An 11,904-nucleotide genomic window follows, 5' to 3' on the forward strand; every position below is an offset into this window, starting at 1 on the left:
TCTAAAGCGAGCCAGGCATTCCTGACGGATCACGGGCCGCGTGCCGTATGGCGTGGACAACGATCTCGGTGTCGGTGGCCTCGTAGAAGACCAGATAGGGATAGGGCGTTGTGGTCAGCCGGCGAATTGCAGGGTCGTCGGTACGCACTCCGATGTGAGGGTGGGTGACCAGAAGCGCGATGACTTTCTGAACACGTCCCTGAACCCGCTTCGCGCCAAGAGGCGACCGGGCAGCGATGTCATCGAGAATTGAATGAAGATCGGCGAGTGCCGGGATGGTGAAGCGGAGCTTCACAGCCCGTGTTTGGCCCAGGCGGCGCGGACTTGCTCGTCCGTCGCGAATTCACCGCGTGCCGCGGCGGCTTTCGAAGCAGCAATGGCAGCGAGTTCCTCGGGGGAGAGCGTCACACGAGGAGTCTCGCTCCCTGCGAGCTGCAGCACAATGCGCGCGATATCGTCCTGTGCCTCTGACGAAAGGCCGCGCGCGGCTTCAAGGGCCTGATCCAGGAGACGAGTCATGGGTCGGAGGCTATCTCATTTTCCGTCAGTGGTGAAGTACTTGCCGTCGACGACGATTTAGGGTGCCCACGCCATCAGCAGCACCGCGCGCCCCGACGAGTTCACTTCCTCTCCGGTCCGGACGAATCCATTGCGCTCGTAAAATCGGATCGCGCGAGAATTGTCGGCATTGACCTTCAGGGTCACGCCATCTGGCGACAGCCGCTTGGCCTCGTCCACCAGCGCCCGGCTGACGTCCGTGCCCCAATGCGCGGGGCTCACCACCAACTGATCGAGATACCCGGTGCCGTCGATGGTGACGAAGCCGATCAGCGCATTGTCCTGCTCGGCGACGACAATCTGCGCCACCGGCACCAATTCGCTGCGCCAGCGTTCCCGCCACCAGTCAACGCGCCTGTCGAAGTCGATCAATGGATAGGCCTGCCGCCAGGTCTCCAGCCATAGCGCGATGGAGGCGTCTTCGTCGGCAAGGCAGTAGGGCCGCAGTTCAAACGAGTGTGTCACCGTTCCGTCAGCTTCAGTTCGATACGGCGGTTGCGCTTGTAGGCGTCCTCGGTGGTGCCGACGTCGAGCGGTTGGAATTCGGCAAAGCCGGCGGCAACCAGCCGCTGGGCCGGGACGCCGAGCGAGATCAGATACTGCACCACCGAGATGGCGCGTGCGCTCGACAGCTCCCAGTTCGACTTGAACAGCGGACTGTTGAGGATGGGCCGCGAATCGGTGTGGCCGTCGACCCGCATCACCCAGGCGATCTCGGGCGGGATCTGCTTGTCGAGCTCGGTCAGCGCGCTGGCGACCTTGTCGAGCTCGGCCTTGCCTTCAGGCAGCAGCAGCGCCTGCCCGGTGTCGAAGAACACTTCCGACTGGAACACGAAGCGGTCGCCGACGATGCGGATGTCCGGCCGGTTGCCGAGAATGGCGCGCAGGCGCCCGAAGAACTCCGAGCGGTAGCGCGACAGCTCCTGTACGCGCTGCGCCAGTGCGACGTTGAGGCGCTGGCCGAGATCGGCGATCCGGCTGTTGGATTCCTTGTCGCGCTTCTCGGAGGCGTCGAGCGCTTCCTCAAGGGCGGCGAGCTGGCGGCGCAGCGCCGCGATCTGCTGGTTCAGCACCTCGACCTGCGCCAGCGCGCGCGACGACAGCTGCTTTTCGGAATCCAGCGCCTTGTTGAGTTCGGTGGCGCGGCCTGCAGCATCGGAGCCGGCACCGGCGAGGCCGTCGTAGAGTCCCTTCACGCGGTCGCGCTCGGCTTCCGCCGAGGCGAGGCCGGCGCGCATCTGCGACAACTGGTCGTCGAGATTGAGTTTGCCGAGCTTTTCCAGCGACAGGAGGTCGTTGAGCTGCGCCAGCTTGGCGTTGAGCTGCTCCAGCGCCTTGTCCTTGCCGGTGACCTCCTGCGACAGCACAAACTGCACCACGAGAAAAACCGTCAGCAGGAACACCACCGCCAGCACCAGCGTCGACAGCGCGTCGACGAAGCCGGGCCAGTAGTTGAATTCGGAAGAACCGCGCCGTCCGCGTGCGAGAGCCATCAGATGTTCTCCTGGATGCGGGCATGTTTCCCGGACGCGCTGCAGCGTTCTTCACGCTGCTGCGCAGAGCCGGGATCCCGGTTGGTGCAATCACCGGGGCCCCGGATCTGCGAAGCATCACGCCGCAAGTGCGGCGCGCTGCATCGCGTCCGGGGAACGAGAGTCATCAATTCTTTTCCGGCTGGCGGGCGATATGCTCGAGCAGTTTCTTGATCTCGCGGTTCTGTTCGCCCTGGCCGTCGGCCCACTCGCGGATCATTTCCTGTTCGGAGCGCATATGCGCCACCAGGCTCTGGATGGCGTCGGCGAGGTTGGCCATGGCGGTGGTGGTGCCGCGGTTGTTGCCGCCTTCCTCCATGGTGACCCGCAGCCGCTCCATGGCATGCTGCAATTCGCCCGAGGCGCCGGCGGCGCTGTCACCGGAATATTCCCGCACCGTGGAGGCCAGCCAGTCTTCCAGATCGGTGTAGAAGCGGTTCTGCGCGCCGGACGACTGCAGGTCGAGGAAGCCGAGGATCAGCGACCCCGCCAGACCGAACAGGGACGACGAGAACGAAATGCCCATGCCGGCAAGCGGGGACTTCAGGCCGTCCTTGAGGTTTTCGAACAGCGAGCCGGCATCGCCGCCGACCTTGAGCCCGTCGATGACCGTGCCGATCGAGCCCACCGTCTCGATGAGGCCCCAGAAGGTGCCAAGCAGACCGAGGAACACCAGCAGGCCGGTCATGTAGCGCGAGATGTCGCGGGCCTCATCCAGGCGGGTGGCGATGGAATCCAGCAGATGCCGCATGGTCTGCTGCGTGATCCGCATCCGCCCGGTGCGCTCGCCGCCGAGAATCGCCGCCATCGGCGCCAGCAGGGTCGGGCGCTTGTCCAGCGCCAGGCCGGGATCGGAGATGCGGAAATTGTTGACCCAGGACACCTCGGGATAGAGCCGGATCACCTGCCGGAACGCGAGGATGATGCCGATGAACAGCACCGCGCCGATCAGGGCGTTGAGGCCGGGATTGGCGAAGAAGGCGGTGACGATCTGCTTGTAGAGCACGGTCATCACCAGCCCGCACAGCACGAGGAACACCAGCATCCGCACCAGGAAGATCCGTGGCGACGACAGCTTTGTCAGTTCGATCTCCATCGCGGAGCGGGAAGAGGAGCCTGGCGCCATGGGTGCATTCATCTGGGTGCGAGGGAAGTTGTCGTGCGCAATATGGCACAGCCCGGCGACAAGAAAAGAACGTATCCACGGGAATTGAGCGGCTGATGGAACTTAGCCGTGAAACCCGGCTTGAATTGAGGCGTAGTTGTAAAACACGTCCCGGCTCAGCCATTTAGCGGAATTCTCATGACGGTCCTGTACCTCGAAGCGCTCGCCGCCATTGCTGTATCGCTGTCGGTGCTGATGGCGATTGCCTGGGTCGTGCAGCAGCGCACGGGCAATTCCGGCTGGGTCGATACGATCTGGACGTTCTCGGTCGGCCTGGTTGGCGCGGGCAGCGCGCTGTGGCCGGTGGCCGGCGCCGCGCCCAACGCCCGACAATGGCTCGTCGCCGCTTTGGTGGCGATCTGGTCGGTGCGGCTCGGCAGCCATATTGCGCAGCGCACCAAGGGGATCACCGACGATCCGCGCTATGCCGCCTTCGCCAGGGATTGGGGCGTCGACGCGCCACGCAAAATGTTCGTCTTCCTGCAGAACCAGGGCTTCGGGTCGATTCCGCTGGTGTTCGCGATCTTCCTGGCGGCGCGGTTTCCCGACCCTGCGTTGCGGATGCAGGATTATCTCGGCGCGCTGGTGCTGTTCGCCGGCATCGCCGGCGAGGCCGTGGCCGACGCCCAGCTGAAATCCTTCCGCGGCGATCCCGCCAACAAGGGGAAGGTCTGCGATGTCGGTCTGTGGCGCTGGTCGCGGCATCCGAACTACTTCTTTGAATGGTTCGGCTGGCTGGCTTATCCCGTGATCGCCTTGTCGTTCGACTATCCGTGGGGCCTCGCGACGCTGCTGGCGCCGCTGTTCATGTTCTGGATCCTGCGTTATGTCACGGGCGTGCCGCCGCTGGAGGATCAGATGATCATATCGCGCGGCGACGCCTACCGGGACTATCAGGCGCGCACCAGCGCGTTCTTCCCGCTGCCGCCAAGAAAACTCTCTGACGTTCAGGGAGCGGCCTGATGAGCGTCGTATCCCGCATCATCGGCACCGCGGAGCGGGTACCGCTGCCGGATGCGCTTATCCGGGCCGGCATCCAGCAACTCTGTTCGCGAACAGCGACGCGGCTGGCGTCCGGGGACGCCGTCAGCGATGCCGCCTTTGCCGGCGAGATGGCGGCGCGCAGCATCGCCGAACACACCGACGCTGCCAATGCCCAGCACTACGAGGTCCCGGCGGCGTTCTTCGCGCTGGTTCTGGGGCCGAACCGCAAATACTCGTCGTGCTTCTACAAGGAGCCGGAATCGACGCTGCAGGAGGCCGAGGAAGAGGCGCTGCGGCAGACCATCGAACATGCCGACCTCGCCGATGGCCAGTCGATCCTCGAACTCGGCTGCGGCTGGGGCTCGCTGTCGCTGTCGATGGCGCGGCAATTTCCCAACTCGCAGATCACGGCCGTGTCCAACTCCAGCTCGCAGCGCCTCTATATCGAGGCTCAGGCGACATCGCGTGGCCTGACGAACCTGCGCGTCATCACCCACGACATGAACTTCTTCGCGCCGTCGCAACAATTCGACCGCATCGTCTCGGTCGAGATGTTCGAGCACATGATTAACTGGCGCGAGCTGATGACGCGGGTGCGTTCGTGGCTCGCTCCCGACGGCCGTTTCTTCATGCACATCTTCACCCATCGCTCCGGCACCTATCTGTTCGATCGCGCCGACAAGGAGGACTGGATCGCGCAGCATTTCTTCACCGGCGGCGTGATGCCGAGCCATCATTTGATCCGGCAATACGAAGACCTGTTCGATGTCGAGAAGGAGTGGCGTTGGAGTGGCGTGCACTACCAGCGCACGGCGCTCGACTGGCTGGCCAACTTCGACCGCAACCGCCGCGACATCGAGGCGATACTCCGCCCGGTCTATGGCCGCGCGACCGGCCTGTGGATGCGACGCTGGCGCTGGTTCCTTCTCGCCACCGCCGGCCTGTTCGGTTACGGCGCCGGCAGCGAATGGGGCGTCAGCCATTACCGGATGGCGGCGGCGGGCCGGAATCCAACCACCACACAATTGCGTGAGGGGACGGAACTCGCTGCAGTTACAACGCGATAAGCGCATGTGGCATTGCGCCGCCGCGAAATGTATTGCGCTGCAGCGCATCTGATTTATCGTCACTTATCAACAGGTTCGAAATATCCGGAAAAGTCGCGACGGGCATCGGTCCGGCGGCTCCGTCGATGCATGTCCAAGCTGACGAGCGCTTCGAACACCAGAGCAGGAACGATAGCTACCATGACGACATTCAACGCACGCTCCGCAGGCCTGGCGCTGTTGCTGGCCGGTCTCGCGCCGCTGCTGGCGGGATGCAATGAGCCGAAACAGGCCGTCGCGGCAACTCAGCCGTCCGAGCCTGAAGTGAGTGTCGTCTCGGTCAAGCCGCAAGCCCGTTCGCTGGTGCGCGAGTTGCCAGGCCGAATCGCCCCGACCCGGGTTGCCGATGTCCGTCCGCGTGTCTCCGGCATCGTCGTGGAACGTATGTTCCATCAAGGCAGCGTGGTGATGGCCGGCGAGCCGCTGTACCGGATCGATCCGAAGCCGTTCCAGGTCGAGCTGCAGGCCAGCGATGCGGCGCTCGCCAAGGCGGACGCGGCCTATGATCTTGCCGCGCAGCACGCGCGTCGCATTGCCACCCTTGCCGGTCAGAAGGCTGTTTCCGAAGCCGAGAACGAGAAGGCCATCGGCGCCATGCGTCAGGCAGAGGCCGAGATCGCCGGCCGCAAGGCCGACGTCGCGCGCGCCAAGCTCAACCTCGATTACGCCACCATCCGCGCGCCGATCAGCGGCATCATCGGCGCCGCGCTGGTCAGCGAGGGCGCGCTGGTGGTGCAGAACGAAAACACCAATCTGGCAACCATTCAGCAGCTCGATCCGATCTACGCCGACTTCACCCAGTCGGTCAGCGAGATGAACTCCCTGCGCCGCGCCTTCGAGAGCGGCGACCTCGACCAGATCGCCGATGACGCCGCACGCGTGCGCCTGGTGCTCGACGATGGCCAAGTCTATCCGCTGCCCGGCAAACTGCTGTTCTCCGAAGCCAAGGTCGATGCCTTCACTGGCCAGGTGACGTTGCGCGGCCAGTTTCCCAATCCGAAGCGCGAATTGCTGCCGGGCATGTATGTCCGCGTTCAAATCGAGCAGGGCATCGACACCGATTCCATCGCGGTGCCGCAGCAGGCGGTGCAGCGCAACGGCGGCGGCGGCAGCGAAGTGTTCGTGGTCAAGGACGATGGTCATGTCGCGACGCAGGTCGTGCGCATGGGCGCGATCCAGGACGGCCAGTGGTTCGTGACCGAGGGTCTGAAGGGTGGCGAGCGCGTGGTGGTCGAAGGCTTCCAGAAATTCGCACCGGGCGACAAGGTGAATGCGCAGCTGTGGCCGGTGGCGGAAGCCGCGCACGACGCTGCTGCCGGCGAGCAGCAGACGATCCAAGCGAAACCCTGAGATCTGACACATGGCTAATTTCTTTATCGACAGGCCGATTTTCGCCTGGGTCGTAGCGCTTTTCATTTGTCTGTTCGGGGCCATCGCCATTCCGCGGCTGCCGATTGCGCAGTACCCGATCATCGCGCCGCCTTCGATCTCGATCTCCACCAGCTATCCTGGCGCGTCGCCGGAGAACCTCTACAACTCAGTCACACGTCTGATTGAGGAAGAGCTCAACGGCGCCGCCGGCATTCTCAACTTCGAGTCGACGTCCGACTCGCTCGGCGCCGTGGAAATCATCGCCAACTTCGTGCCGGGCACCGACACAAGCCAGGCTTCGGTGGAAGTGCAGAACCGCCTGAAGCGCGTCGAAGCGCGGTTGCCGCGCGCGGTGATTCAGCAGGGCATTCTGGTGGAAGAAGCCTCCGCTGCGGTGCTCAACATCATCACGCTGCGCTCCACCGACGGCAGCCTCGACGAAGTCGGCCTCGGCGACTTCATGATCCGCAACATTCTCGGCGAAATCCGTCGCATTCCCGGCGTCGGCCGTGCCTCGCTGTATTCCACCGAGCGCTCGCTGCGCGTCTGGGTCGATCCGGCCCGGCTGGTCGGCTACAATCTGACCTCCGACGACGTCAACAAGGCGATCGCTGCGCAGAACGCCCAGGTCGCCTCCGGCAGCGTGGGCGCCGAGCCGTCGACCGCGACCACCAAGACGTCCTCGCTCGTGCTCGTCAAAGGCCAGCTCACGACGCCGGAGGAATTCGGCGCCATCGTGCTGCGCGCCAATTCCGACGGTTCCACGGTGCGGCTGCGCGATGTCGCGCGGATCGAGGTCGGCGGCCTCAGCTATCAGTTCACCACCCGACTCGACGGCAAGCCGACGGCCGGCCTTTCCGTGCTGATGTCGCCTAAGGGCAACGCGCTGGCCACCGCCGCCGCCATCGAAGCCAAGATGAAGGAGCTGTCGAACTTCTTCCCGGCCAATATCGCCTACGACATTCCCTACAACGTCACGCCGGTGGTCGAAGCGTCGATCGAGAAGGTGGTTCACACGCTGCTGGAGGCGGTCGCGCTGGTCTTCATCGTGATGTTCATCTTCCTGCAGAACTTCCGCTACACGCTGATCCCGACCATCGTGGTGCCGATCGCGCTGCTCGGCACCTGCACGATGCTGCTGATGGCCGGCTACTCCATCAACATGCTCACCATGTTCGGCATGGTGCTGGCCGTGGGCATTCTCGTCGACGACGCCATCGTCGTGGTGGAGAACGTCGAGCGCATCATGAGCGAAGAGGGCCTGCCGCCGAAGGAGGCCACCAAGAAGGCGATGAGCCAGATCTCCAGCGCCATCATCGGCGTCACGCTGGTGATGATCGGCGTGTTCGTGCCGATGGCGTTCTTCCCGGGCTCGGTCGGCATCATCTACCGGCAATTCTCCGTCACCATGGTCGCCTCCATCGCGTTCTCCGCGTTGCTGGCGCTGTCGCTGACGCCGGCTTTGTGCGCCACCTTCCTGAAGCCGATCAAGGAAGGCCATGGCCACGCCAGGAAGGGCTTCTTCGGCTGGTTCAACCGCAAGCTCGACGGCACCCGCGACGGCTATTCGAAGACGGTCGGCTGGTCGCTGAAGCGCACCGGGCGACTGCTCGTCGTCTATGTCGCGCTGCTGGTCGGTCTCACCTGGGGCTTCATGCGGATGCCCGGCGGCTTCCTGCCGATCGACGACCAGGGCTTCATCACCACCGACGTGCAGACGCCGTCCGATTCGTCGTTCGCCCGCACCGAAGGGGCGATCGAGAAGGTCGAGGAATATCTGAAGAAGCGTTCGGGCATTGAAAGCGTCGTGTTTCTCACCGGCTTCAGCTTTCTCGGCCAGGGCATGAACACCGCGCAGGCCTTCATCACCCTGAAGGACTGGTCCGAGCGTCCGCCCGGCGATTCCGCCGCCGCCCTTGTCAACGACATCAACCGCGAATTGTCGTCGATCCGCGATGCCAAGATCTCCGCACTGCAGCCGCCGCCGATAGACAACCTCGGTAACTCTTCGGGCTTCAGCTTCCGCCTGCAGGATCGCGGCCAGAAGGGCTTTGTTGCGCTGAACGCCGCGTCCGACAAGCTGATCGCCGATGCCAATGCCAGCCCGGTGCTGCAGAAGGTCTTCGTCGAAGGCCTGCCGCCGGCGCCTCTGGTCAACCTGATGATCGATCGCGAAAAGGCCGGCGCCTTCGGCGTCACCTTCGAGGACATCAACTCGACGATCTCGACCAATCTCGGCTCGAACTACGTCAACGACTTCCCGAACCGCGGCCGCATGCAGCGCGTCGTGGTGCAGTCGGAAGCCGCCAACCGGATGAACGCCACCGACATCCTGAACTACAACGTCAAGAACAGCCGCGGGCAGCTGGTGCCGTTCTCCTCCTTTGCCACGGTGGAATGGGCGAAGGGCCCGACCCAGATCACCGGCTTCAACTTCTATCCGGCGGTGCGCATTTCCGGCGAGGCGCGGCCCGGATTTACCTCGGGCGACGCCATCAACGAGATGGAGCGTCTGGCGGGCCTTCTGCCGCGCGGCTTCGGCTTCGAGTGGACCGGCCAGTCGTTGCAGGAAAAGCTGTCGGGCTCGCAGGCGCCGTTCCTGCTCGGCCTGTCGGCGCTAGTGGTGTTCCTGGTGCTCGCCGCGCTCTATGAGAGCTGGACGATCCCGATGGCGGTGCTGATGACGGTGCCGCTCGGCATCTGCGGCGCCGTGCTGGCGGCGACGCTGCGCGGATTGCCGAACGACGTGTACTTCACGGTGGGTCTGATCACGATCATCGGGCTAGCGGCCAAGAACGCGATCTTGATCATCGAATTCGCCAAGGACCTGCGCGCTGGCGGCAAGTCGCTGATCGACGCGACTATGGAAGCCTGCTACCTGCGTTTCCGCCCGATCGTGATGACCGGCCTGGCCTTCATCTGCGGCGTGCTGCCGATGGTGGTTGCCAACGGCGCCGGCGCCCAGAGCCAGCAGGCATTGGGTACGTCGGTCACCGGCGGCATGATCGCGGTGGTGGTGCTGGCGCTGCTGATGGTCCCGGTGTTCTTCGTCGCCGTGCAGCGGCTGTTCAATCCGGACAAGGAAACCAAGACGGATGAGGTGAAGTCGGAACAGCCGGCCGGACAGGCGACGGCCGCGCATCCGTAACAAACGTTACTCTTTACTTCCTTCCCTCTCCCCCGCGCGAAGCGAAGCTTCGCTAGGTGGGAAAGGGTGGACTGATCCGCGAAGCGGTTCGAGCGTGAGGGGCCACACGCTCCAAGCCCGGAGCCCCTCATTCGAGGCGCCTACGGTGGGGACTGCTTCGCCACTTCGTTTGCAGCGGGCGCAATTGCTTCTGCAACATGCGGTTCGGCCATCTCGGGCGCGGACGCGGCGATACTGTCCGGCGACTCGGCGGGCACCAGCGCCGGCAGATCTATTTTCTCCGACACTGGCGTAGCAACCGCGTCAGTTGTCGATTGTGGCGCAGGAGTGGTGACCGGAGCAGCCGCAGGGGCTGCCGGGGTCTCAACCGTGTTGACGCGCGATTTCCGCCAGAGATAGCCGATCGCGCCCAGCAACACGACTACCAGTGCACTCAGGAAGATCACCAGGCCGTTGCCGCCGCCTGAATTGGTCGGCGTCGGTGTTGGTGTGGCGACCGGTGTCGTGGGGCGCAAGGCGATCGGTGGGCCGACGACCCGCACCTCGGCGGGAGGCGCGGCCTTCGCTTGTGGCGGGGCGACAGCGGGCTCCGCAGGCTTCTGAACCGTCGGCGCGGCAGCTTGCGGCGGCACTGCTGCGTCGACAGGTTTCGGCGCCTCCGCGGCGGTCCCAGCGGCCGGAGCAGGGGCGACGGCGGCTGGCTCTGGTGGTTTCGTGTCCGCCGCCGCGCCCGGCAGTTTTGACGCATCGATCGCCAGCATACGCAGCGTGCCGCGGCCGCGACCGTTCCAACTGGCAGACCAGACGTAGCCGGCTCCGCCGCCGAGCCGGTAGATCGGTAACCCCAGCTGCGCCGACCTTTGCAGATTGTTGCCGCTGTCGATCAGGATGCCCGGCGCGTCGTCGGTGCCGGCGGCCAGCGCTGCCCTGCGCTCCGGCTCCAGCGGCTGCATCGATACCGCGCCCCAAGAAGCGATAACCCCGCTGGCTACGCCTCTGGCGTCCTGCAGCGGCAGCAGCGTTGCCTTGCCGAGCGTTTCCGACAGTCGGGCGATTTCGTCGTGGGCGTCGATGTCGTCCATGACGACGGGATCGAGGCTCTGGTTGATATAGACCACGGACCCGTCGGCGGCGTGCAGGAACGCCGAGGCCTCGGAGACGCGACGGCGGCCCGAGCGTTCTGCGGTCTGGCGCTGGCACCCGGTCAAGCCGGCATATTGCTGGCTGGGCGCGCAGGCGTAGTCCAGATAGTCGGGGCTGCCGACGTTGACGGCGCTGCCGAGCCGTATGCCGTTGACGACATAGGCCGGGTTGTCGCGTGCGGTCACCTGCGCCGCGGCCGGCACCTGCACCGGCGCGCCGCGCGCCTGGAAGGCGGCGATGGCCGCCAGTTGCACGCGCTTGATACAATCCGCATCGGGCCCGCAGGCGTGCCGGCGCCGCAGCAGCGGTTCGGCAATGCTTTTCGCGGTGTCGGCGCCATCGCTGCCGATCACCTGCTGATAGCCCTCCACGACGGCGCGATCGAGACGCGCCAGTTCGGGATTGCCGCAGATGGCGATTTCGTCCGGCTGTGTCGCGACGTTGCAGTTGAAGCTTGGCGTGGCCGTAACACGCGGGACGTTGACGTCCGCGTTGGCGCGGCAATCATCGACGATGCCGGCCACGCGGCTGTCGGTGGGGCCGATGCCGCGATCGATCAGCCTATTCACGGATCTGCGGGCGCCGCGCAGTGCGTTGTCGATGCACCGCATCTCGCCGGGAGAGATCCGTTCCCATTCGGCCTGGATCGCCGCCCTGCGCGGTTGACCGAGACGGCCGATGTCCTCGAAGAAACGGTCAAGGCCCTGGGCTGATGCGCTGCTGATGTTGGCAAGGCCTAGCAGTCCGACACAGAACACTCTCGCAGCAAGGCGCATCACCAGCTCCAGGCCGGTCTGTGAAACCTGAATGGTCTCAACGGGGCGGCCTAGATAAGGAACGCACCGGTGCTCCCGCGAGTTCCATGGGCCGGGATCCTGTCATTCCGGGTTCGCATGC

At 64.8% G+C, this 11,904-nt stretch carries 10 protein-coding genes; 4 read left to right on the top strand and 6 right to left on the bottom strand.

The genetic code is table 11. The features are described from left to right. Position 1 precedes the first annotated feature (1 nt). The 5 genes from ACUXVA_RS12760 to ACUXVA_RS12780 all read right to left on the bottom strand — a co-directional run bounded on the left by ACUXVA_RS12760 (position 2) and on the right by ACUXVA_RS12780 (position 3,216). A complete protein-coding gene (locus ACUXVA_RS12760) occupies positions 2–295 on the bottom strand; it encodes a type II toxin-antitoxin system RelE/ParE family toxin (protein WP_265079966.1) in 294 nt (97 codons plus the stop codon). After that, on the bottom strand, positions 292–519 hold the full coding sequence (locus tag ACUXVA_RS12765; RefSeq protein ID WP_445492478.1) for a hypothetical protein: 228 nt from the start codon (positions 517–519) through the stop codon (positions 292–294). The genes ACUXVA_RS12760 and ACUXVA_RS12765 overlap by 4 nt, the downstream gene beginning before the upstream one ends. A gap of 57 nt (positions 520–576) precedes the next feature. Then, positions 577–1,023: a GNAT family N-acetyltransferase gene (locus tag ACUXVA_RS12770; protein ID WP_265079965.1), complete on the bottom strand. Its 447-nt coding sequence runs from the start codon at positions 1,021–1,023 to the stop codon at positions 577–579. Further along, on the bottom strand, positions 1,020–2,051 hold the full coding sequence (locus tag ACUXVA_RS12775; RefSeq protein WP_265079964.1) for a peptidoglycan -binding protein: 1,032 nt from the start codon (positions 2,049–2,051) through the stop codon (positions 1,020–1,022). The genes ACUXVA_RS12770 and ACUXVA_RS12775 overlap by 4 nt, the downstream gene beginning before the upstream one ends. 166 nt (positions 2,052–2,217) lie before the next feature. Beyond that, positions 2,218–3,216, bottom strand: a complete 999-nt coding sequence (locus tag ACUXVA_RS12780; RefSeq protein ID WP_265079963.1) for a flagellar motor protein MotA — start codon at positions 3,214–3,216, stop codon at positions 2,218–2,220. Between the two features lie 177 nt (positions 3,217–3,393). On the opposite strand from ACUXVA_RS12780, the gene ACUXVA_RS12785 reads away from it, so the two are divergent. From ACUXVA_RS12785 to ACUXVA_RS12800, 4 genes are all read left to right on the top strand, one after another. Beyond that, entirely contained in the window at positions 3,394–4,218 is an 825-nt protein-coding gene (locus ACUXVA_RS12785) for a DUF1295 domain-containing protein (RefSeq protein WP_265079962.1), read from the top strand. Next, the gene (locus tag ACUXVA_RS12790) at positions 4,218–5,306 is read left to right on the top strand and encodes an SAM-dependent methyltransferase (protein WP_265079961.1); all 1,089 of its coding nucleotides are present in this window, start codon (positions 4,218–4,220) and stop codon (positions 5,304–5,306) included. The genes ACUXVA_RS12785 and ACUXVA_RS12790 overlap by 1 nt, the downstream gene beginning before the upstream one ends. A gap of 180 nt (positions 5,307–5,486) precedes the next feature. Further along, positions 5,487–6,695: an efflux RND transporter periplasmic adaptor subunit gene (locus ACUXVA_RS12795; protein ID WP_265079960.1), complete on the top strand. Its 1,209-nt coding sequence runs from the start codon at positions 5,487–5,489 to the stop codon at positions 6,693–6,695. Between the two features lie 10 nt (positions 6,696–6,705). Further along, positions 6,706–9,864, top strand: a complete 3,159-nt coding sequence (locus ACUXVA_RS12800; protein ID WP_445492482.1) for a multidrug efflux RND transporter permease subunit — start codon at positions 6,706–6,708, stop codon at positions 9,862–9,864. Between the two features lie 140 nt (positions 9,865–10,004). Here the strand turns inward: ACUXVA_RS12800 and ACUXVA_RS12805 are convergent, their stop codons facing one another. Further along, positions 10,005–11,783 (bottom strand): lysozyme inhibitor LprI family protein, encoded by a 1,779-nt coding sequence (locus ACUXVA_RS12805; RefSeq protein ID WP_265079958.1) that lies wholly within the window; start codon positions 11,781–11,783, stop codon positions 10,005–10,007. Between the last annotated feature and the right edge of the window lie 121 nt (positions 11,784–11,904).

The organism is Rhodopseudomonas sp. RCAM05734 (genome assembly GCF_052658035.1).